Annotated in this window: 13 protein-coding genes; 5 read left to right on the top strand and 8 right to left on the bottom strand. The window is 56.5% G+C overall.

Going from position 1 to position 24257, the window contains the following annotated elements; all coding sequences use genetic code 11:
• Positions 1-113 precede the first annotated feature (113 nt).
• Positions 114-437 (top strand): hypothetical protein, encoded by a 324-nt coding sequence (locus tag Mal52_RS09510; RefSeq protein WP_145375654.1) that lies wholly within the window; start codon positions 114-116, stop codon positions 435-437.
• A 219-nt stretch (positions 438-656) separates the two neighbouring features.
• Here Mal52_RS09510 and rho read toward each other — a convergent pair whose 3' ends face one another.
• From rho to Mal52_RS09485, 5 genes are all read right to left on the bottom strand, one after another.
• Positions 657-2219 carry a transcription termination factor Rho gene (rho, locus tag Mal52_RS09505; RefSeq protein WP_145375652.1) on the bottom strand — a complete coding sequence of 521 codons (1563 nt, stop codon included), beginning with the start codon at positions 2217-2219 and terminating at the stop codon, positions 657-659.
• A 1553-nt stretch (positions 2220-3772) separates the two neighbouring features.
• Complete coding sequence (locus Mal52_RS09500; protein ID WP_145375650.1) at positions 3773-4765, bottom strand: thioredoxin family protein; 993 nt, start codon at positions 4763-4765, stop codon at positions 3773-3775.
• A 427-nt stretch (positions 4766-5192) separates the two neighbouring features.
• Positions 5193-5861, bottom strand: coding sequence for an anthranilate synthase component II (locus Mal52_RS09495; RefSeq protein WP_145375648.1), 669 nt, complete (start codon positions 5859-5861; stop codon positions 5193-5195).
• A 123-nt stretch (positions 5862-5984) separates the two neighbouring features.
• The gene (gene pabB, locus Mal52_RS09490) at positions 5985-7400 is read right to left on the bottom strand and encodes an aminodeoxychorismate synthase component I (protein ID WP_145375646.1); all 1416 of its coding nucleotides are present in this window, start codon (positions 7398-7400) and stop codon (positions 5985-5987) included.
• A 54-nt stretch (positions 7401-7454) separates the two neighbouring features.
• Positions 7455-8837, bottom strand: coding sequence for a DUF6513 domain-containing protein (locus Mal52_RS09485; RefSeq protein WP_145375644.1), 1383 nt, complete (start codon positions 8835-8837; stop codon positions 7455-7457).
• A gap of 161 nt (positions 8838-8998) precedes the next feature.
• Here Mal52_RS09485 and Mal52_RS09480 point away from each other — a divergent pair, with 161 nt between their 5' ends.
• On the top strand, positions 8999-11491 hold the full coding sequence (locus tag Mal52_RS09480) for a DNA internalization-related competence protein ComEC/Rec2 (protein WP_145375642.1): 2493 nt from the start codon (positions 8999-9001) through the stop codon (positions 11489-11491).
• Positions 11492-11617: 126 nt separating this feature from the next.
• Here Mal52_RS09480 and Mal52_RS09475 read toward each other — a convergent pair whose 3' ends face one another.
• The 3 genes from Mal52_RS09475 to Mal52_RS09465 all read right to left on the bottom strand — a co-directional run bounded on the left by Mal52_RS09475 (position 11618) and on the right by Mal52_RS09465 (position 14138).
• Positions 11618-12559: a tetratricopeptide repeat protein gene (locus Mal52_RS09475; protein WP_145375640.1), complete on the bottom strand. Its 942-nt coding sequence runs from the start codon at positions 12557-12559 to the stop codon at positions 11618-11620.
• Positions 12560-12667: 108 nt separating this feature from the next.
• Positions 12668-12889: a winged helix-turn-helix domain-containing protein gene (locus Mal52_RS29685; protein ID WP_145424800.1), complete on the bottom strand. Its 222-nt coding sequence runs from the start codon at positions 12887-12889 to the stop codon at positions 12668-12670.
• 328 nt (positions 12890-13217) lie between these two features.
• On the bottom strand, positions 13218-14138 hold the full coding sequence (locus Mal52_RS09465; protein WP_145375636.1) for a lipase family protein: 921 nt from the start codon (positions 14136-14138) through the stop codon (positions 13218-13220).
• 299 nt (positions 14139-14437) lie between these two features.
• Here Mal52_RS09465 and Mal52_RS09460 point away from each other — a divergent pair, with 299 nt between their 5' ends.
• From Mal52_RS09460 to Mal52_RS09450, 3 genes are all read left to right on the top strand, one after another.
• On the top strand, positions 14438-15916 hold the full coding sequence (locus tag Mal52_RS09460) for an aldehyde dehydrogenase family protein (RefSeq protein WP_145375634.1): 1479 nt from the start codon (positions 14438-14440) through the stop codon (positions 15914-15916).
• A 355-nt stretch (positions 15917-16271) separates the two neighbouring features.
• Positions 16272-18662, top strand: a complete 2391-nt coding sequence (locus tag Mal52_RS09455; RefSeq protein ID WP_145375632.1) for a bifunctional serine/threonine-protein kinase/formylglycine-generating enzyme family protein — start codon at positions 16272-16274, stop codon at positions 18660-18662.
• 138 nt (positions 18663-18800) lie between these two features.
• A complete protein-coding gene (locus Mal52_RS09450) occupies positions 18801-24251 on the top strand; it encodes a WD40 repeat domain-containing protein (RefSeq protein WP_145375630.1) in 5451 nt (1816 codons plus the stop codon).
• Positions 24252-24257: the final 6 nt, after the last annotated feature.

The raw sequence follows: 24257 nt of genomic DNA, 5'->3' as shown, positions 1-24257 counted from the left end.
GTCTCGGGAATCGGGACTTGGTGAATTCAAACCACAAATTTTCGCGTTTTTCGCTACGGCCCCTCGGCACGACGATTTGATGCCACGGGACGAATAGCGGAAAGGAAGTCCTCATGCACAAATTGCTCATGGCCGGCGGAATGGCCTGCCTGCTCTTCAGCGCGTCGTCTGTCCAAGCCCAAGACTACGACAGCGATGCCCCGCTGCCCGCCAATTCGAGCCGTCGCGAGGTACGCACTCCGACCGTCTCGCCCGAGTTTCTGCGGCTGCAACGCGCAACGAAGCGGGCTGCGGAACGCCAACAACGCATCGAAAGTAGAAAATGGTACGGCGTGTCCGCACAACGCCCCTACATTTCGGCAAACAACTTCAACAACTCATTTCTCGGCGTTCGCGTTTGGCCCGGAATTCCGTTTCATCCCTACTACGGATATTAAGCCAACAGCACGAGTTGACCTTACTCATGGTCCGGCAACCAGATGCCACAGCTGTCTCGTTCAGCAGTGCGCGTCGTTGAACGTCCGCCGGCATGGCAAAACTCGCTCGTCTACCGCACTGGCGGACAAGCCGCTAGTGGCACTTCGCCATAAAATAAAAACAGCCCGGACACCGCAAGGGAGCCGGGCTGTGGTTGATATCTGAATGCGCAGATTGCGTCACATAATCGAGCGGATTTTTGTTAAGAATTCCGCATTGGTGGGGAAGCGTTCTAGCGTTTTGATCAACTGTTCCATGGCTTCGATCGGTTCTAGCGAAACCAACGACCGCCTGAGCAAAATTACACCTTCCAAGTTTTCCTCGGAGAGGATCATCTCTTCGCGGCGAGTTCCCGACAGTCCGATGTCGATGGCCGGCCAGATGCGGCGTTCGGCCAGACGTCGGTTGAGGACCAACTCCATGTTGCCGGTCCCTTTGAACTCCTGAAAGATGACTTCGTCCATCCGACTGCCGGTCTCGATCAGGGCAGTACCGACGACGGTCAGCGACCCTCCTTCGTCGAAACAGCGGGCGGTGCCGAACATCTTCTTGGGGATATCCAAAGCTTTGACATCCAGTCCACCGGTCATCGTACGGCCGGTGTTGCCGCCCCATTTGTTAAAGGCACGGGCGGTCCGCGTAATACTGTCGAGCAGAATAAACACATCCTTGCCCGATTCGGCAAGCCGTTTGCCTCGCTCAATAATCAATTGACTGATCCGGACGTGGCTTTCGACATCGCGGTCCATTGAAGAAGCGATGACTTCCCCATTGACCTGCCGCCGCATCTCGGTCACTTCTTCAGGACGTTCATCGATCAACAATACGATGAGTTTCACTTCGGGATGATTGGTACTGACGGAATTGGCGATCTGTTGCAACAGCATCGTTTTTCCGGTCCGCGGCGGCGCGACGATCAACGCCCGTTGCCCTTTGCCGATCGGAGTCAGCAAGTCCATCACCCGCATCGTGACCGGTTTGGCGCCGGTCTCGAGGATAATCTGTTCATGCGGATTAATCGCAGTCAGTTCGTCGAAGTTTTTGATCGCCAGATATTCATCCAGCGTGTTTCCATCGATCGTTTCGATTGACTTCAATCGTGGTCCCTGTCCGCGCGAACCGGGTCCGACTCCGCCTGTGATCATGATCCCTTCGCGGAGCCGATGCTTTTCGATCAACGAACTGGGAACGAACGCATCGCTGCTTTCAGACGAGTAGTTGTTATCCGGCGAGCGAATGAAGCCATACCCTTTGGGGTGTAGCTCCAAAACACCGGTGACGTTTCCGGTGATGACGTTGTCCTCTGGACCGCCACCGCCGCCGCCTTGTCCTCCCCCGCCGCCCGGTTTCTTGTTTCGTCGACCACGTGAGCGGCGATTTCCGGAATTGGAATTGTTGGAGTTGCCGCCTCCATTGCGGTTGGAGGAACGTTCATTGCGTGAGGAATTCGAACCACCCTCATCGCCCCCTTTGCGTCGACGTCGACGACGCTTGCGACGGCGACCATCGGATTCCCCCCCCTCACCGGAGGATTTCTCGCCCCCTCCGCGTGATCCCTCGGCGACTGCTTCACCGGACTGATCGCCAGCGGAAATCGGCTCGGGCGGTTCCGCAGTTTTGGTAGCTGCGTCCGCAGCTTTATCAACCGACTCTTGGTCGTTGGTTGCTTTTTTGCGCCGACGGGTTCGCCGCTTGGGAGCTTCAGTTCCGCCGTCGGTCGAACTAGAATTCTTCGCAGCCATGAACACTTTCCATTAGTGAAAAATCGTCTGAAACTTGCCGCATCCGCTCAGTAAAGTTTAGCCAATGCGGGCTGTTGCGTTTCCCGGTCATTATCAATTCAGGGTGATGAAAACATTCGGCGAATGCCTGCCCACAAAAAACGTGATTCGCTTCAACGGCCCTGACACGAGGAGGGAATTCAGATGGGCCGAACTCCTCGGTTGCGGATACTGGTTGTGTGACCTCATATTTGCGCCTGCCGCTGGTGAGGTCTCGACAACGAATCGGAAGAATGACTGTCGATCATGCCCTCCGATGACTTCGGTGAAATTAGCGTTGGTGAAATTGGGTTCGGTAAAAACGGATGTCCCAGTTGGTCCGTGTTAACGAAATTGCACGTCCTGAGGATGTGACAATTCGAAAGTAATCTCGACGAAACCCCGAAAACATGGACGGCACAGCCCATGGGTTGGTTGCGATTCCTGCGACAATGCATCGCAGGCATCACGTCAGTTTCGTAGGCACAAAAGCCATTGGCCCTGGCGCGAACCGGTGGGATTTGTGATTTCCTATCGGCCCCGATCCAACGGGGATTTTTTGGCGGCATCGCTGCTTTCCGCTCTCAGGTTGTTCAAATCGTAGCGAACGCTGAACCGATGATCGGGGCCTCCCGAATCAACCGGATTGGCAAACGGAGTTGGCGGCCAAGCCACCTGGATTGTGTGCGTTGAATTCACGAACGACGCTCCGATGGCACCTGCCACCGATGCTTGACGAACGCAAAACGATTCCACAACGACCAATGAGAACGGCAGGTGGAATTCCTCAGGAACACGACTGCCAAGTCGGCAAGCGAACGTTCCTGTCTTCCGTGAACCGGCACAACATGGCCTGGCCCACATATTAGCTCGTCCTCACAATGAACGGCGAATGTGAAGTTCCGTTTTAATGTCTGGATTGAATTTTTTTGATTACTTTGCAGCGCCACTTTCCGTAGCACGACCACAAAGCCCGACACTAACGACGCTGCACTGCTGAGTCTACGGTTTCGCAAACCACCGGCATCATGGAAATGCCGCCCCACACACCGATCATAGCCCGATGACCCTATGTGAAACCCTGCGAGACGATTCAGCAGACCAACGGCGACATCAAAACTGGAATGTCACTAAGCCGTTCAAGATCACTCCAGCACACTGTCCTCTGTATTCCCGCAACGAGGTTCTGAGCCAACGCTCAGCCGGGGAATCACACCAGCTAATTGGACAGCTTTCTTCCCGACAAACGACTTCAACGATTTCGTTCGTACGGTCGTCTTTGCGAGAAGAACGAGAGCGTAATTTCTAATCACATCATAGCTTTCCTGGGTCTTGTGTCAATTCAAGTCCACCAAGATTGCCACGAAAATGGCGTTTCCTGCCAATTTTTTCGGCCACACAGAATCGGCCATCTGCCCCATTCAGGCGGCCCTAACCCGCTCAAACCACGGGAATTCAGCCCGCAACGAGCCTGGGCCCGAGCACATAGCTGAGTCAGCAGCGGCTGAGACGGCAAGAACTCCGGGCACGATCCCCTACCGTAGCTGGGACTGAGGTTTGGGCAATTTCACCTGACGAATCTTGCTGTAGCGTTCAGGATCCAATTTAAACTGTCGACGCGATTCGTCGCTTTCAAACAGATAGAGTTCCCCGTCATAAAACGCACCAAAACTGGTGCTGCCGGGATTCGCCAAGTTCTTGGCCGACATCACCACCGGGTCACAGCCCATCAAACGTGGGGCAAATTGCCGGGGGTTCTGCTCGAATTCTGCCAAGGCTTGTGCGGAGTACATATGGTAAGTCAGCCCTTTGAAAGTCATCGAGTATTCCGGGCGGCCTGGCTTCCATTCCCGTGAGTTCCATAACGTCACCGGACAGAATCCGCGTAGGCCAATGGAATCGTCCGTCTCGTCCGCAGCTGTCACGTCGAGAATTTCATGAGATAACTTCTGATCCACCCGGGCGATGACGTCCTCCCGCGGTTTGGATCGGGGAGCGACCAGTTTTTTCTGGGCCGGTTTTTCGGTGACCGGGAGTTGTTTCGATTTGGAGGGGGCGGGTTTCGGCTGACGGGCCACAACAACCGGCCGCGACCCAACATATTTTGATGAGACGCTGGAGACCATTTGTAGATAATTGCCCGCTGGTTGATAGCCCGAGGTTCGGTGCAGGACCTTGCCTTCGGCCGTCATGAAGATATCGCTCGGCAATGACTGAACGTTCAATTGCGCGGTCAATTGCCGGTATCGATCGGAATCGATTTTTACGGCAATGATGTTCTTACCCAACCTCTGCTTCAAAGCCTGGGTCGAGAGAACTTCTTGATCCATTCGCCGACAGGGTCCACACCAGGAGGCATGAAAGTGCAACAGCAACAATTTGCCTTCGCGCTGGGCTTGGCTGCGGGCCTGTTGATAGTCTGTCTGCCAATGACCAGCCGCCTGGACGGAAGTCGCATCCATCAATCCGATGGCCAGGGCCGCCGCTGCCAAGGCAGCTACTGATGTCCAATGAAGTTTTCGAGCCATGTCGATACTCCGCGCGTCTTCCGGTGAAGAAATCGGCTAACGTGGTCGTCAGCCGCGCGTGCGGACAGCGAAGGCGGCAACCGCGGCGGTTGGTGCTCCCGATCCGCATGCTCTTCTTCAACTATCGGCTAGGAATAACAGCATGATCGCGTGCGCAACCAACTTCTAATGCAGAGGCGAGCGAGGAGCGCGGGTCAAAACGGTCGTATGAACCAGAGAAGACGCACAAACAACCCAAGCAGCAATACCGCGATAACCGGCAAACTCTTAGCATGGCAGAGTCACAGCCCAAAGTGGTCGTTTTTCTTAGCCACGGATTGAACACGGATGAACACAGATTTTCGGGCGTGACTATCCTAAATCTCAAACCGACCGCTTGCGGTCGCACTGTGCGACCCGTAACAGGCGACAGTCGCCGCGCCTCTGCCTACCAGTGAATGACCGGCCCCGGTTCCTCGCCAAAATCTGACGACATCCCCCCGTCGGCATCAGCCGCCAGTTCGGTCAGCACCGGTGCACTGGCGGGGATTCCCGCAATTTTGAGAAATGCCCCCAGCAGCGCCTGTCCCGATTCGGTCAAAATGGATTCCGGATGGAATTGCACACCAAACACCGGAGCGGACGCATGCTCGATGGCCATCACGATCCCTGCGTCGGTACGAGCCGTCACCCGCAATTGGGCAGGCAACGTCGCTTCGTCGACGATCAGTGAATGGTAGCGCGTGGCACGCAGCGGATTCGGTAATCCGGCGAACAGTGACTGGCCGTCGTGTTCCACAAACGTCGTGCGACCATGCACCGGTTCAGGCGCACGCACTATCTCCGCCCCCAGAGCTGCCGCGATCACCTGATGTCCCAAACAGACCCCCAGGATCGGAATCTCGTCCAAGAACTCGCGCACCACTTCCAGACAAATCCCCGCATTGAGCGGCGTCCCCGGCCCCGGCGAAAGCACAATCGCCGCCGGCTGAAGACGACGAATCTCCGCGATCGAAATCGCATCATTGCGACAAACCACTGCCTCACACCCCAGTTCGGTAAAATACCGAGCCAGGTTATAAACAAAGCTGTCGTAGTTATCGATGAGAAGAATCATGCGGGGAGGGGTGAGGCTTGAGGAGTCAGGCTTGAGAATGGATTGACGGAAACGAAACCAGCACGGCCAATTATACCCGTTCAACAAAACCCTGCCTACTGCCTACTGCCTACTGCCTACTGCCTACTGCCTACTGCCTACTGCCGCCAACATGCCGGCCGCTTTGTGCCATGTTTCTTCGTACTCGGCTTGCGGCGAGGATTGGGCGACGATGCCGCCGCCGACTGGGCATTGTAGCCAGCCGTTGCGCGCTGTGAAGGTGCGGATCAAAATGTTGCTATCCATCGTGCCGTCGTAGCCGACATAAAACAGACTGCCACAATACGGTCCGCGGACGGTTGGTTCTAGTTCGGCAATGATCTCCATCGCCCGTACCTTGGGTGCGCCTGTGATGGAACCGCCGGGAAACGAGGCGGCCAACAAATCCCAGCAGTCGTTGGTCGGCGCGAGCGTGCCGCGGATTTCGGAAACGAGGTGTTGCACGGTTTCATAGGTTTCCACGCGGCATAATTCCGGGACCTGAATGGTACCTGCCGAGCAGACGCGGGAAAGGTCGTTACGGAGCAAATCGACAATCATCACGTTCTCGGCCTGGTCTTTTTCGCTTTCGCGCAATTCGTCGCGGGTGAACAAATCGGCCTCGGGTTGCGATCGGCGTTGCCGCGTGCCTTTGATCGGTCGCGACGAAACGATGCGGTCTTGGACTTGCACAAATCGTTCCGGCGAGGCGCTGGCGAGCGTCCAGTCGTCGTGGGCAAAATATCCGGCAAACGGCGCCGCATTTTGCCTGCGGAGACGGCCGTACAACTCCAGCGGGGATTCGTGTAGCGGATGCAAGAGTCGTTGGGACAAATTGACCTGAAAGATATCACCGGCATAAATATATTCGATCGCCCGTTCGACGGTGCGCAGATAACCGTCGCGCGAAAAATTGCTCAACCAGGGACTGCGTCCGGGGATTTCGTGTTGCTGGGAAAGATCGATCGCCTGCAGCGATGGCGTTGCATCAAGCTGGCTGTCGTCGCTGTTGGTTTTGGTTAGTGTCTGCTGAACCCAACGCATCCGCTCTTCCGCACGACGGCGGCGCTGCGCTGGTTCGTGCTCGGGGAATCCCTGTGAAATCACCCATGCACGTTGTTGGTCATGATCCCAGGCAATCACCCAGTCGTACAATCCAATCGCCAGCGCCGGTAATTGGAATTCATCAATACCCGGTCGCGGCAGGCGCTCCCAACAGCCCCCGAGATTATAAGCCAATAATCCCGCTGCCCCGCCTTGAAATGGCGGCAAATCGGGTAGGGTCTCCGCTGTGTGGGACTGCAACTGCTGTTTCACCGCCGCGAATGGATCGTCACCATATTGCGCCTGATCGATTTGAAAAAACGCATACGGATCGGCTGTTAAAAAGGAGTACCGTCCCAGTCGTTTCAAACGCCGCGCGCTTTCCAACAACAACACGCTGGCTTCGCCCGCAAACGCGCGCAAGGCCGCGTATGGTTCCGGTGGTGTGGTCAATTCTTCAACAAGCGGCAACGACATGAGGGGATGGGCCGAATTTGTATTGAGGAGGAGAGGAGGAAGAGTGAGTTACGGTTACTTGTCGCCCGCTTTTTGCCGTCGCCGTTCGTGGGCACTGATTTCGGGTACCGTGAGAAATCCCCAATCGAGGGCTTCGTCTTGTCGGTAATTCTTGTTGAGCGTTAACGCGGTCACGGCTTTGCCAAATTCGTAACCCAGATAGAACGCATGTTGGGGATCCACTCCAACGAGTTGATCGAACAGAGCATAGGGATCGGTCCCCCGCCAATAACCGTCGCGATTCATGATATGCAATTCGCCCTGCTCGACAAAGATGCGATAGTTGGGATCGGTCAGCGAAGCGGCCAGTTTTTGCAGTGCTTCCGCCCCGTACTCCGAAACCTTGGCATCACGCAGCATCACCAACCGCGAATCGACGTGTTTTGGCAAGACTTGGTTTTTCACGCTATGCCGCACGAGCCGCCGGGCGATATCGAATTCGCGCACACTCGTTGAAGCCCAGTTGATGACCTCGGTTGTGAGAACGCTGTGAATTTTTAGTTCCTGGCAAAACCCAGCCAACAGCATGTTCACGCCGGCGGAGTCGACTTCGGTCAATTCGGTCAAATTGCCGATGCCCATCATCATTTCACAATTAGGCCATGTACGGCGGACGTCCCAATAGCGCGCCAATGAGGCGGCGAAACCGTAGCCGATCGGTTCCAGAACCGGGTCGACGCGAAAGCGGCATTTTTTTGCTGTGAGAAAGTCGATCGTCTCGTGCAATCCGTCTAACTTGCGGGGGTCGTCGGGAATCACGACCAACTCCGCATCCAAATCGGCTAACCAGTCGCGATTGTCGCCGTGGCAACTCAAGACCAACTCCGCACCGGCCGCGACGGCGGCTTCAACTTCGCCGCGATTGAAACTATCGATCGAGGTGCGGTGCCCTTCAGCGGACAACATGGACACCACTTCTCCGATGCGCGACCAACTTTCACCGGGGACGCAGCCAATGTCAATTACGTTGGCGCCAGCGGCGCGATAGGCGTTGGCTTGCATGAGGATTTCGGCATCCGTCATGTACGGGGCGTGGTTGATCTCCGCAAGGATTTCGATTGTATAGGTGCCGAAATCTTCCGGGAGTTGTCGTGCGCGACCGAAGTGCTCCGGCAGATCGTGCATATCCTTAGGGCCCAATTCTGTCGGAATGCCGGTCTGCTCTGCGATCCGTGCGGTTTCTCCCTGACACCAACCGGGGAGAATGATCCGGTCGATGCCCGAGGGAACTTCGAGTTTGCGAAGTACCCAATCGACGTTCATCAGTGCGGCGACGCTGATCGGCAGCACGGCGATCTCGCAATCCGCCTCAATTTCTCGGCTGAGCGCGTCGACGATGCGGCGCAACGCGAACTCCGCGAGTTTCCCGGTCACAAACAGAATACGTTCGCCGCTCATGCCATAAACTTACGGAGACGCTACACACATGTTCGCCGAGGACTCCAGTCGCCGGTCTGCTTCCATCGTACCGACCGAGAGGAATTGCCACAATCGGCGGCTTGGGCTGGAAGCGAGTAAAAAATGTTGCATCGGCGCAAATTCCAGCCGATGATGGGAACATGATTGGTCCGCCGCCCGCCAACTCGAACGATTTTCAGCGCCCGCGATCGCCCATTGTGGCGGTGGCAGTTAGTTTTGCTGTTGGGATCTGCCTCGAAACCTGGTGGCCGGTTTCATTACTCAGTTGGTGGGTCGTTTTAGCCGCCGCATGGGGCGGTTGGCTCATCGCTTTTCGTCGTCGACGAATGGCAGCGGCCTGGTTGTTGTGCTTTGCGTGCGTCGCTGCGGGAGGATTACGGCAGCATTGGTTTCTCACTATCACGACAGCGGACAACATCGCGCTGTTCGCCCGTGAGACACCCCAACCAGTGCGTTTGACGGGAACGGTCACTTCGCAACCCGTTGTCATCCCCCGCAAAAAGCACGCTTTTCCCAGCACGATCCCGGAATACGACAGCACCCTCTGTGAAATCGATTGCCAAACATTGCTGTCGGGTGACACAGCGACGACAACTTCCGGAACGGTACGACTGCAAATCACCGGCCATGCGCCGCACATTGGAGTGGGCGATGAAGTTGAGATTGTGGGGTTACTCTCGCAACCGGTCGGACGGCGGAATCCCGGAGGGTTTGATTTCCGGGATTATCTTCACAGCCAGGGGATCGACGCGATGCTGCGTACGGATTATCCCGACGCCGTGCAAACCATTAAGCCAGCGGGGCGATGGTGGCAGCCGTTACGATTCGCAGCTGATATTCGCGAAGAATGCGGCGATGTGCTCACGGCAAATCTCAGTCCCGATAACGCGCCGGTCGCTGCGGCGCTGTTGTTGGGGGATCGACGGGATGTCACAGATGACCTGCGAAATGCCTTCGCACAAAGTGGAACAATGCATTTTTTGGCGCTCTCGGGACTGCATGTAGGAATCTTGGCAACGCTGCTGTGGGGGATCTGCCGGTTGTTTCGATTTCCGGCGGCATGGACGACCGTAGTCATCTTGAGTTGTTTGATCGGCTATACGTTTATCAACGAAGCTCGGTTGCCGGTGATTCGCGCAACGGTCATGGCAGCGGTGATTCTCATTGGACAACCTTGGCACCGTCGCGCCCGCTTGGGCAATTCCCTCGCCTTGGCGGCGCTGGTGTTACTGTTGTGGAATCCCGCGCAGCTGTTCGAAGTTGGCCCGCAATTGTCGTTTCTGGCGGTGGTAGCCATTGTGGCGCTCATGCGTTTAAAAACCGAAACGTCTGCCATTATCGAAGCGAAAGAACAGTATTCCCCGCAGGAACTGCGCGGCGAGCGGTTTGAGCAGATCCACCGTTGGTTAAGTCCTCCGCTGCATTGGATCGGGGACGGTCTGTTGATTACCGCGGGGATTTGGTTGATCGTTGCGCCGCTCATCGCCGCCCGTTTTCAGATAATTTCGCCTGTCGGCTTGGGGGTCAATGTGCTCCTGATGCCGCTGGTCATTGTCGTGCTTTGGTGCGGATATGCACTGCTGTTTTGCGGGTTGTTGCTACCCCCCTTGGCACCGGTGTTCGGATATTTGTTTGACAGTGGACTGTCGTTATTTTTAGCAATCGTCGACAACGCGCAGCGACTGAGTTGGGGACATCAGCATGTCCCCGGCCCGGCCAATTGGTGGCTCCTTGGGTTTTATGCCCTGCTAGTGGCGGCGATCTTTGGTGGATCAAAGTTTGGCATGCGGCGTTGGGGAGCGCGAGGCTTATTGTGTTGGTGCGTATTGGGTCTGGCCGTTGCGGTCGTTCCCCGCAACAAACCACAACTACGTTGCACGTTTTTTTCCGTGGGGCACGGCAGTGCGATTCTCGTGGAACTGCCTAATGGACGAACACTACTTTACGACGCGGGACAATTGCATGATGCGGGGCGGACGGAGCGGATTATTGAAAACGGGGCTTGGGAGTTAGGAATCGCGCGGCTGGACGCCGTGGTGCTTTCGCATGCCGACGTCGATCATTTCAACGCCGTTCCCGGTCTCCTCGGCAAGCTCCCGGTGGACGGGGTCTATGTTTCTCCTTCGCTGCTCGATACGAGACAACCGGCGGTTGCTGCGCTGTGCGACGCCATCTTCGACAGCGACATTCCGCTTCATTCTTTAGGAACGGACGACCAGTTACTACTAGACGACGATGTCAACATTCGCGTGCTTGTCCCGGCTGGGGATGTGCGGGGCGGCAGCGATAATGCCAATAGCTTAGTGCTGGCCATCGAGTATCGCGAAAGGGTCATTCTGCTGACCGGCGATTTGGAGGGCGAAGGGTTGTTGGCACTTTTCGCGACCCCCTCACTCGATGTGGACGTACTCGTGTCACCACATCACGGAAGCCTGGCTGCCAACACATTAGACTTGGCCGCATGGTGTCGACCGCGTTGGGTCATCGCCAGTGGCGGGCGGCAAAGTCCCACGGCGGCATTGCGCGAGATTTATGGGCCGGGAACGACTGTGCTCTCCACCTGGACGAGCGGCGCGGTGACGGTCACGATCGACGACACCGGAAAAATCGACGTCAAAGAATTCGTAAAATAGCGACGTCGCTACTTCATGCGAGCATCCGCTCGTGCGGCGTAGCCGCTTTGTGCGAGCTTCCGCCCGGGGGGCTTAGGTCGCTTCCGTTGGGCGCTGCGGGTGGTTTGTAATTCGCACTGGGAGGTGTTATTCGCCGTTGTTTTCTTTCATTGACTCTTCGTAATCCCGCAGTTCCTGCATTTTGACGCCCAGTCGATCGCGGAGGATTTTGTACGATTTGGTGGCTCGTTTGAAGGCTGCGTACGCTTCGGTCAAGGTGCCGGGATTTTTTTCGGGACGGCTGACAATGCGATAAACTTGCCGCGTGGCGGGATCGAGTTCCCGCCGCATTTGCAGCAAAACATCGTTGGCGATTTGGTGGATTGAGTGCGCCAACACGACGAGATGACGGTGGTCGGCAACCTGCTGCTCATCGGTCAATTCGCGAAACCCCTGGTCCAATTTTGTGGGGCTGACGCCGGCGATCCAATCCAAATTTTTCGACGAAGCCTTGGCGGTATCACGGCCCTGCTCCGCTTTATCCAAGATCTGTTGTGCCGCCTCAAATCCGGGTTTGATTTTCAATGCCTGTTCGGCCAATTCGATCGCCTGTTTATAGTTTCCTTGTCCACTATAGACTTCCGCCAGTTGGACGTGCGCGTCTGCCATTTCAGGATCGAGGCGGATCGCTTCACGCAGCGCGGGAATCGCCATTTTGGGTTCGTTCTGGTGGCGATGCGCCATGCCGAGATTGAAATACCCCTCGGCGCAGTGCATGTCCATAGCCAACCCCTTGCGGAGGGCATCGATGGCAAGCTTGTATTCTTTGCGGCGATTGTACACCGCGCCCAAATTGATGCGAGCTTGAGAGTTGGACGGGGCCAGATGCGTGGCTCGGATGAGATGCTTGACCGCATTCTCAGTGTCGCCCGCCATATAGGCGGCCATGCCCGCGTGTTGATGCGTCTCGGAGACCTCTTCGATTTCCAACGCCTGCTCAAACAATTCGACGGCACACTGATATTCGCCATCACGCCAGCATTGACGCGCTTCTTTGCACAGCACTTGGAATTCGGACGTTTGCGTCATTTGACAAGCGTACCTTTCACCTTGGTTGCGCCAAGAACTCCGTTCTCACCACGAGAATTCGCGGAAAGTTTCTCTGCCTCCCAACGGGCCGCCGGTCTCAGAAATGAGTCAGACTAAGCGGATCGTTTTGCTACGCGAACCTTCCTCGTAGCAGATCTTGCCTTCGCGAGCCAACCAGCCGACACCTTGCATAACCTTGTCGCGCGGCGCGTCAATCGCCTTCACCAACTGGGTCATCGTCGTCGGGCCGTTGTCGCCAAGAAAGTGCCAGATCATTCCGGCAGTGTAACCAATTGTATCGAGTTCGTTTTCCAATGTTGCCGTGGCCATCGATTCGGCTCCTTTCGAAGCGACCTGCCGAAAGTCCAGTTTGAATTGAACAAGCAACGAGCCGCCCAGAAATGTGCGACCCGACCTAACAGCCCGATGAAAAATTAGAAAACACTCCAGAGTTGGGTGCCACTGCTGGCTTGTCCAGCAGTGTGTTGCGGGTCTCGTGATTCCGCACTGGCGGACAAGCCGCCAGTGGCACCCTTTTTCAACGGGCTGATAACGTGGTTTGCAGTATAGACAATCGACAGCACGGTGGGCAAGCAGTTTTATGCGCAATCGATTGAAAACGGGTAGCAGCTCGACTTTCATCCCACGTCGGCCCCATTCAGTCGTTTTGCTCCGACTCGTCCTGTTTGTTTCGAATCACGAGATCGTCTTCGTCGCGCGTTTCACGTCCTGCGGATGCTTTTCGGTCTTCTTGAACGACGGCGGTGGCAATGTGTTGCGCGTAGAGATGGATGCTATGGTCGGCCAACAGATCGAATTTCCATTTGAATAACCCCGCCATAAAGCCCCGCCAGCGGTCGCGGCTGCGCCAGACGCCTTTCAGTTTGCGGATGCGTCCGTGCCGGTCCAAATAGACCTCGTCGCCGCCATGCCGATATCCCAACCAAGCGGGCGGCACGCGGGTGACGACATCGTTGTTGTGCACCCAACGATAATGGCTCAACTCGGCATGGCGGATATAACGCTTGTTGCCGATACGGGGGGAACCGTAGGTATGCAGTTCTTGCGGATTGCTGACAATCGCCGAGGCTTTGCAGCGGTAAGCGCAGATTGTGGCCATGGCCGCTCCCAGTGAATGCCCGCAAAACCAAACCGGCCGCGTATCCTCACGCAGGGTTCCCTCCAGCACCGGCCACAGGTCGTCGACTTCCTGATTAAAGCCGCTATGGACCTTGCCCAATGCTCCCACGACCGCCATCGAGGCATTCGCATCGGCTTTCAGGTCATTCCATTCATTGGCCTCGGTTCCACGACAGGCCAGCACTACGTCCCGGTCATTGGCAAATCGATAGGCCTGCGCACCGTCATGTTCGAACAATTGGGACTCAGAAAAACCAATCGCCTCAGCAGCGCGGCTGGCTTCGGCCTCGTCGTTGTAGGCAATCATCGCCAATTCGGCCAACACCAGACCACGTCGCAGAAAACTCAGATTCGCCAGCGGTTCCCGCACATCGGAGTGCAAAACGAGCGGTACTTCGCCAACGTCTTGGATCACTTTGGGGACAAGTGAACTGCTCATTACGCGCGCCTCCTGTTCGGCATGGTCCGTCGCGACCGTTATCTATTGGTCACTTTATCATCGCCGGAAGAAATGGCAATGTTGTTGCGAAGGCTTGAGGCTTGAGCTGACAGGCTTGAGGGAGTTGGTCGCAGCTAGGACATGGGTAGCAGGACCTGGGTATTACACCCCCTCCCGAAGCCTATCACCCGTCGAGCCATATTTGCTACAATTGCCAACAGCAAGCTGACGGCCGTTTCCGGCGTCTGTGTCTGGTTTTGGCCGTATATTCCTCGGGCCTTTTTTCCAAGGAGACTCCCATGGCGACCACAACGACCGAAGACGTCTATACAGCCCCGACCGTGCGACGAACACAATTGCTCATTGACGGCCAATGGTGTGATGCGGCCAGCGGCAAGACCTTTGGCACGTTCAATCCGGCCACCGAAGAAAAAATCGCCGATGTCGCCGAGGGGGATACGGAGGACATTGACCGGGCCGTCACCGCTGCCCGCCGAGCGTTTGAATCCGGTCCCTGGAAAAAAATGGATGCTCGCGACCGCGGCGCGTTGCTGCACCGGTTGGCGGATTTGGTTGAGGCCAATTTCGACGAACTGGCGGCGCTGGAAACGCTCGACAACGGCAAACCGATCAACGACAGCCGCGCCGCTGACCTGCCGTTGGTGATCGACTGCTTACGGTATTACGCTGGTTGGGCGGACAAGATCCACGGGCAGACGATTCCGATTCGCGGCGATTATTTCTGCTACACGCGGCGTGAACCGTTGGGTGTGGCGGGACAGATCATTCCCTGGAACTTTCCACTGCTGATGGCAGCCTGGAAATGGGGACCGGCACTGGCGGCGGGCTGCACGATCGTGATGAAACCGGCCGAGCAAACGCCGCTAACCTGTCTACGCATGGGCGAATTGGCCATGGAAGCGGGATTTCCCGACGGAGTGATCAATATCGTCCCGGGGTATGGTCCTACAGCGGGTGCCGCACTGGTAAAGCATCCCGAGGTCGACAAAATCGCCTTTACCGGCGAACATAAAACCGCTCAGATCATCATGGCCGACGCGGCGCAGACGCTCAAACGGCTGACGTTTGAACTGGGGGGCAAAAGTCCCAACGTGATCTTTGCCGACGCCGACCTGGATGCCGCTGCGGCGGGCACAGAGTTTGGATTGTTTTTCAACCAAGGGCAATGTTGTTGCGCCGGTAGCCGGGTGTTTGTTGAGGAAGCGATCCACGAACAGTTTGTGGAGAAGCTGATTCAATGTGCCAAGGGCCGCAAATTGGGCGATCCGTTCGACACACAAACGGGACAGGGACCACAAATTGATCAAGCGCAATTCGACAAGATCCTGAGTTACATCGACAAGGGGAACGAAGCCGGTGCGCATTGCGTGGCGGGCGGGTCCCGTTTTGGCGACCAAGGGTTTTTCATCGAGCCGACCATTTTCGACAACGTCACTGACGACATGCCGATTGCCACCGACGAAATCTTCGGCCCTGTACTCAGCGTGTTGCCGTTTAAGTCGATCGAGGAGGTCACCGCCCGGGCCAACAACACGTTTTACGGTTTGGCAGCCGCTGTTTGGACGCGGGATGTCGGCAAGGCGCACCGTTTGGCCAACAGCATCAAAGCGGGCACGGTCTGGATCAACTGTTACGACGTCTTCGACGCAGCTGCCCCGTTCGGCGGTTTCAAAATGAGCGGCATCGGCCGCGAGTTGGGCGAAGCGGCGCTGGCGAATTATACGGAATTGAAGACGGTGACGATGAATTTGGATTAGCAAAGCGGTCTCGCAGCGGCTGGGTTTGGCAAAGTTCTAGCCTAGCCGCACGATCGGAGTCTGTTCGTTGTCGCCTGATTTCGCAAATCGCGTCCAACGGACCGTTGCGGCTCAGAAGGAGCTTCGCCCTCCCGGAAAGCGTGTCGATACTATGCGGTGACCTTTGGGGTGGTTGCCCGCATGAAGCAGCTGGGTCGTTTCGGGGTTGCTTCTTTTCCATTCCTGGGGCGATCAGATTGCTGAATCGCGGGATTTGTGCGATTCGGCGTTCACTTGGGTAGGGGATGTGCAGTATCCTGAGTGAAAGTCTCGTAGACCGCTCACGATCGATTCCGGCCAAGGAAACTGCACTGCAATGCTTGGGGATATTCTCGTCAACCGATTTCGCCTTGAGGAGCGCCTGGGCGGCGGCGCGCAGGGGGAAATCTATCGTGCGCGGGATCTGGAGTTGAGCCGCTCGGTTGCCGTCAAAATCCCCAACGAAAAAGTCGACGAGAATTTCGTCAACACGTTCAAGCGCGAAGCCAAATTGCTTGTTAAATTCGAGCATGCCAACGTCGTTACGCTCCACGACTATTACGATCCCCCGGGCGGGATGCCGTTTTTGGTCATGGAGTACCTGCAAGGGCAGCCGCTCGATGTTCGCTTGAAGGACAAAGAGCGCCCCTTGACCCGACAGCAGTTGCGCGACTTCTCCGAGCAAATTTGTGGCGCATTGCAAAAAGCGCACGAAGCAGGACTGGTTCATCGTGACATCAAACCGAGCAACGTGATGCTGGTCGATGAGGGCAAAAAGAGCGAGCGGTTTGTGATGCTCGACTTGGGTATCGCCAAGTTGGCCGATTTTGCCACCATCACCAATCCCACGATCATGGGCACCCAGGGTGAATTCTCCGGAACGATCGCCTATATGTCGCCGGAACAATTAGAAGGAGCGAAAGTCGACTTTCGCAGCGACATCTATTCGTTCGGCACGACGATGTATCAGATCCTGACCGGCCAACTCCCTTTTGCGCCGCCGGACTCCTATGCGGGGCTGTTCGGGTTTATGCAAAAGGTGGTCAAGGAAAATCCGCCGTCGATGGCGGACGTTGCTCCCGATCAAGAATTCTCGCCGCAATTGGAAGAGGTCGTGCAAGACTGCATGGCGAAAGAAGCGGGCGACCGGCCCGATTCGATGCAAACAGTTTCGCAACGCTTGCTCAAAAGCCTGCCACGCGATATTTCCTCGGCGGTGGCTGACACACAGATTATTTCGCAGGACACAATCCGGAACTGGGAAGCGAATCCCCCCCGGAGTTCTGCGAAATCGTACTTGGGATGGGTGACCGCGGCAGTGGTGGTGATCTTGGGCGGCCTCTGGTTCGCCTATGGAAATCGCAGTACCCAGGATATCCCGCCGCAGACCTTGCTGTCGGCGCCACCGGCAGTTTCCGTCAATACAGAGACGCTGCGGATTGCAGCGGGGGATTCGGCGACACTGCAAATCCTCCTCACCTCCGATGTCGATGGCTTCGCAAACCTCAATCTCAAGGGGATTCCGGGAGTCTCCTGGAACGGGAAAGCCGAGGGCGAGGCGCTGCAGAAACAGGTTCATGTGCGCGCCGATGAAATTGAGTCCCTTGAAATCCAAGCAACCGCTGCGATCGAAGCGCCCCCGCGAGACGCCGAGACACTGACAACCGTCAACATCGAGGATCCCGAAACGGGGAAGCAACTTACCCACGAAATCCGGGCCGCTCTGATCTTTCAACCGCCTCGGGTTTGGCTACCGGATGCAGAAGGATTTCGCCGCAATCCGGAATCGGGATTGTTCCCGCATCCCCACAATGAAAATGCCGGTCCAGGGAACAAAAAGTATTTGCCCGGCCGCATCGAACGGGTCATTGTGGGCGAGTCCGGCGCGGAAATCCGCATTCCGTTTCTTTTAATCCATCGAGCCCGATTGCCCGGCAGCGCACAGGTCGACTCGCAATGGCCGCGTGATGCTGAACCATTTTATCTGATGGAAAACAAAGTCCGCAATCAATGGGTGTTGGAATACGCCGCAGCGCATCCCGGAGCGTTTGACTTGAAGTCGTGGACGTATCACGGAGACAATTCCCAGATTCGCCCCACGGACGGGCTCTTTGATTGGTTGATCCACCCGGAGAAAAAGGAATACCTCGACATCCCTGCGATGAACCTACGGGTCGACGAAGCTGAATTGATCGCGCAATGGATCGGCAACGGGCAGGGAACGTTGCCGCGACAGAGGGACTGGAACATTGCGACAGGCTTGTGGGACACTGATGTTGAATTCGTACAGAAAAACTGGCCGCAAGGGCCTTATCGAGGTATCTGGGATGCTGCGGTTCCTTTACACATCGCACTGAACCACGAACAGGGCACCGAACCGCCCGCTGTGGTGGGTTCGTCAGCCGACGACGTGAGCCCCTATGGATGCCGGGACATGGCGGGCAATGGCTGGGAATACACTGCGGATGTCAATTTAGATGGAAACCCTGAGGGAACGGTGCGTGAGAACTTGTCGCTCATTCGAGGACAGGACACAACGGCCAGTGTGGACCTAGAGGATTCGTGGACTGTGAGCCGTGGACAGCAATACTTCCGGGGCGGATCGGCTAACAGTAAACCGGTACAGCCACTCACTTACAACGATCTCAGCACCAAAGAATCGGAAGATTTGATGGTTGCCCTCCGCGGCAGGGACGTTGGTTTTCGCGTGATGATTCCGATTGACTGAGTGACGGGCGAATCTTGCGAATTCGGTGGAGTTTTTTTGATTTGGGGCCCCCGATTTCGATATAGTATCGGATATCTAGTTAAGCACCGTTGTATCCCGTCCTGCTCATTCGCACCTTGTCATTGATCGAGTCTAGTCATGAACAGAATCACCGTTGGTCTCGCCTTGGTGTTGTGTTCGCTTGTCCCCACCGCTTTGACATCAGCTGCGGAAAAAGACAACGTTCCGATCTTGCGGGTCAATGCCGGCGGTCCGGTCAGTTTTATCACGTCGTTGGCTTTCAGTCCTGACGGAAAAGTACTCTACGCCGCTGGACGGGACAAGGTCGTGCATGCTTGGGTGTGGAAGGAAGCCTATGCAGGCGCCGGCCAATTCGTCTATCAGCCCGAATTGACATGGCGGGTCCCGGTCGGTCCGCGGTTCGAAGGAGCGATCAACGCCATTGCCGTCTCCGACGATGGTCGCTGGATTGCCGCTGCCGGACAGGGAAACCAAAGCGACCCTCGCGTGGCCGGACTCCGCGATGACCGTGCGTTGCTGTGGCCCGGTGCGGCGATGACGACCGACATGCGGTTGGATGAAGGCATGATCTATGTGTTCGACACCCAAACGCGCAAGGCGATTACGTTGCGGGAACATCGGGGAGCGGTCGTGGCCTTGAAGTTCGCGCCGCACCGCGCCGGCAAACCACCGATTTTGGTTTCCGCCGCCGAAGAGTATTCGAAAGGGGATTTCCAAGGCGCGATTCGCGTGTGGAATCTTCAACAGCCGAACCGATCCATTTCCGCGTTGGGCGGACTTCCCTCGCCGCAAGGCCGCCGCCCGGGCTTGAGTGTTTGGCATACCGGCGAGAATCCGCAAGATGTGCGGGTGGCGATCGCTTGGGGCGACAATAACCGCGAAAAACAAACGGGAACATTTCGCGTCTGGGATGCCGCTCAGAAAACGTGGAGCGTGCGTAGCACAAATCCGCACGCACTGACCGTCGCTGCCGTGCCAGAGAAAAACGCATTAATCACCGCTGTGGCCGGCGACATCGGTGTCTGGCCGTTGCCTCCGGATAGATTGTTGGGAAGTTACCAAAGCCTAGGAACCATTGACCCTCGCGCGATTCCCTTAGCCGTCGCGGAGTTCAAGTCACGGCCTCAGGGCAATCTCGACCGGGTCGCCTTTGTGATTGGCGCTCCTGGAGCTGGCAACCAATGGGAAGTTGGGTTGCGTCTCGTCGACCTGAATGCGGAACGACTGCTGCCTGACGTGGTTAAACTTTGGAGCGGACCGCTAAGGATGGTGAGTATCGCCACGGCGGCCAACGGCGACCTGATGGCGATCAGTGGCAACGGGAAAAACGAGGTACTGATTTATCGCACGAGTGACTTGCTTGCTGGTGCGCAACATGTGAAACCAATTCAACGCCTGCGCGGGTCGGGACACGCGCAACAATTTGTGGCATTTGCGAAGCGGGGTGAGAATACGGGGTTGGTTTTGAACGCGAAGCCGCGAGCGGCCGCCGGTCAAAATGCACTTCAGGCAAACGATCAAGTCTTCGACATCACCGCTCGCTCACTGAGCGCAGAGACCCAAGGCTGGAAAATCGTGACGCCCAACCGCGGTGGATGGGAAGTGGTGCCGGTCGAGGGGGAGGCTGGGCCGGGACTGGAATTTCGAAAAAATGGCGTACGGCAACAGACACTGGATTTGCAGGCGGACAAGGAATTCGATGGCGTGCGCGTTCTCGATGCGTGGGCAGTCTGCCGGGCGACGGAGCATTGCCCCGTCCCGGTCGCCGCAGTCGCAACCGAAACGTCGGGACTGCCGCAACTGAGTTTGTACGACATGCAGAGCGGGCAGGAACTACGGCGGTTTTCCGGACACGTTGAACCGATCGTCGACATGGCATTTTCTGAGGATGGCCGGATGCTGGCGACCACGTCGCGCGATCACACGATCTCGGTTTGGTGGTTGGCGGACATTGCCGACACGCTCTTGGGCAAACATGGACTGATTCGTAAACTGAAACTGAGCGACGACGAAGGGGCAATCATCGTCGATCGTGGTCTCCCACAACTTCCGCAAGGTAGTCAAATTACTGGAGCAGTGCGGCGCGGTGCGAATGGCGAGGATGTCCCCCTGCCCTTCAATACAGCTTGGGATTTTTACCGCTACGTCTCGCAATTGAAGCCGGGGCAATCGGCGATGATCACGATTGCTGGCCGCGCACAACCGGTGGCGATCCCTGTTGAACAAGCGACCGACGAGCGCAAGCCGTTGTTCTCGATGTTCTTCCCCGACGGTGACGAGCCGTCATGGATTGGCTGGCATCCGATCGGAAAGTACGATGCTCAAGGGCGCAATGCGGAGTCGAGTCTGGGATGGCATTTTAATACTGGCGATCCGAAGACGCCGGCGCGATTCGCTTCGACGGGAGAATATCGTCGGCAAAATTTCGCGCCCGGTTTGCTGGAGCATCTCATCAAGCACGGCACCCCCCCGGTCGCAAAACCGCCCACGCCGAGCATGTCGTTGGAAATTATTGCCCCGCAAGATGGATTGGTCTACCAGGACCCGCCGAATCGGCATCTGGTGGCCCGCACCGACCAGTTGTTGGCGCAAGTGGAAATCATGCGATCCATTGAGAACGCGACCTTAACGGCGGATGTTTTTCCGGTTGGCAACATCAAATCGCTGCAGTGGCGTTTGGGGCCAGCGAATGCTCCGTTTCATGATTTCTCATTGACCAACGACCTCACTTGGGAAGCGGACCTTTCGGTCGCCCCGTGGGAAACCGGTGTGCGTGAATTTCTGGTGCGGCTGGAAACCGACGAATTGCCGCCGCGGGTTTTTGAAATCAAACAACAGCTCCGATTTCAGCGTCCCACCCCCACCATCAACTTGAACGTACCCCAAGCCCACACCCGAACGCCGGTCAAGAAGTTTGCCTTCACGGGAGAAATTGTCGACCGTGCGGATGACATCAACGCCACCATCAAAACCACCACCTGGAACGAGGGACAACCACAGACCAAGACGATCGGCCCCAAACTGTTCGCCCAAGAAGAATTGAAAGCCACCCTCGAGCACGCAGTCGAATTGACAGCGGGTGCCAACCGGTTCGAAGTCATTGCGACCAACGCGCATGCCATGTCGGGATATGAGGACATCGAAACTGCGCGAAGCGTGTTCACTGTCGAATTCGTCGAATCGGGGCCGCCGGTCATTACGATTTCGTCAGTGGATGAGATCGACGGACGCAGCGGACTCAAGTTCCCCACCGGGACGGTGACCGTTGAAACGCCCGAGGTGAAACTGACCGGCCGGATTGAAGCGGACGCGGGACTGGAAACCGCCCAGCTTGTGGTGCTCCGCGGTGACAAAACAGTGATAACAGAAGAACTGACGGTCGAATCGTCAAAAATTGATGTCGTCAACACTGTGAAACTCGAACCAGGCCTGCAAACGATTCGACTGCAGGCAACGACTAAGGGAGGACGAACCGATCAGTTCGACTTGGTCGTCAATTATATTCCGCCCACACCGTATGTGTTGTTAACCAGTCCGAAGAGACGCAGGATCTCCCTGACATCACCGGTCGCTCCGCGCGTGGAAATCGAAGCGTCGCTGCTATCTGCGTCGGGTGTGTCGTTGACCGATCAACAACTCGATAAGACGGCGACGATTTTTGTGAATGGTGCGAGGATTGAGGCTGCACCGCGAATTGAAACGTCACCGAATAATCCACGGCGAGGTGTCTTACGTGCCACGATCGATGTTGAGCGGGGCGATAATCGCGTGGAACTGGTCTTAAAAAACCAATGGGGTGGTGAGTCGCGGACGACGTTATGCGACGTGCGGTACAAAATCCCGCCACAGATCAGTGAGATCACGCTGAAACAAACCGAATTTCCCAACGCGGCAGCGGAGTGCGAAGTGCGGTCGCCCATTGAACTGGCTGCACCGACGATTACTTTGTCGCGCAATGGCCAAACGCTTTCCAAGGATCTGTATCGCGTTGAGCAAGCGGCTGATGGAACGGGACTCTGGCGAGTGACAGCCCCAGAGATTCCGCTTGTGGAAGGCAAAAACAGCTTGGTGGTTATCGCAAAGAATCGCGACGGGCAAATTGAACGCAGCAGCAACGAAACGGTGGTCAAAGCGCCACCACCCGTCCCGACGGTGCGGATCCTCAGCCCCACGACCGATCAAGCGATTCAGACAACGCGCGTCTCGGTGGCATTCACGGTACGGTCTGAAAGTCCATTAAAACGAGTCGACCTGATTACGCGTTGCCCGGCGAAGGGCAAAGAAGCACGGCATCCACTCCCCGCTGAAGATCTGCCGACTGATAAAAATGAATTTGGCGAGTATGAATTGATCCAGGATTTCGAGGTCACGCTTGAACCGGGTGAGATGAACGAAATCTTGTTGGAAGCCACCAACGATGGGGGCATCTCCGCGCCGCTCAATCCGGTACGGCTGAACATCCTGCAGGAACCGGTCCGCGTAGTGATTGACCAAATCGAAGTTCCGACAGGTGAAGGGAAGCCGCTTAAAACCTTATTTCAAGCCGGCCGCAATGTGTTTGACCGTCCTGCTGAGGAAGGTCAGGTACAACTTTCGGGACATGTGGAATGGAGTTCCCCGGCTGCGGCACCGTCGTTGCACAAACGCTTTGTGAGCGTATCGGTCAACGGCTTTCTGCGCATGGCAGAACTGGATCTCTCTCAAGTCAAAAATGGGCGGGCTGAATTTGCAGTCCCGGTTGTGCTCAACCGAGAACAAGAAAACCGTATTCGTATTCACCTGCCCCAAGCGGCCGTTGAAATGGTGCCGCCCTATTACGCCGATTGTACAAAACCGGAAACGCGGCAGCACTTGCACCTAGTGGTCGTGGGAGTGGCCAAAGACACCGAGGCTGAGGGGCCTCCGGCGGACGAAGCGCAGCTATTGAATGCGACGCGGGGAGCCTTCCGTGTACGTGACGAGAAAAACAACGCGTTTACCGCACACACCATTCATCCGCTCGTAGGTGAGAATGCCACAATCACGTCGGTTCGCCGACAATTGCGCAAGGTCAAACGTGAGATGGATCGACGCGTCTTAAAAAGAGAGCCGAATGACGTGATCATTTTTGTTTACAAAGGCAAGGAGGTGGCGGGTGCCGAAGAGGGCGACTTTGTCTTGGCGACGCACGACAACTGGGTTGCCCCTCAAAGCAATGAATCGGCGCTCTCCTGGAAATGGCTGAACCGGCACTTCAATAATATGCCGGGCGCGCATCTGGTGCTCTTGGAATCCCGTCCAGGACCGATCAACGCCGCCAACGAAAAAATTCCAGGCGTGCAGCGACTCCCGGATCAAGGCACGTTGGGGTTTTTGCGCCTTGTGCAGGGTGACGTTCAACCGGGATCAAACCTATTGCTCGCCGTTGAGCAATTTATGGTGGACGTCGTCAATCAAGGAGCAACCACGGTGCAACTGGGAACGCTTCACGATGCCCTGGGCAAATCCGATATGCTGAGCGCCATGGCGTATGAATCAGTCGTCCCCGAGGATCTGCGTAGCCTAGTGCTGCTCAAACAAAAGAATTGAGCGGCT

Source organism: Symmachiella dynata, assembly GCF_007747995.1.
In the GTDB taxonomy this organism is placed as follows: domain Bacteria; phylum Planctomycetota; class Planctomycetia; order Planctomycetales; family Planctomycetaceae; genus Symmachiella; species Symmachiella dynata.
Note: the sequence above shows the minus strand (reverse complement) of the source record. Positions and strands in the feature narration are given on the sequence as shown.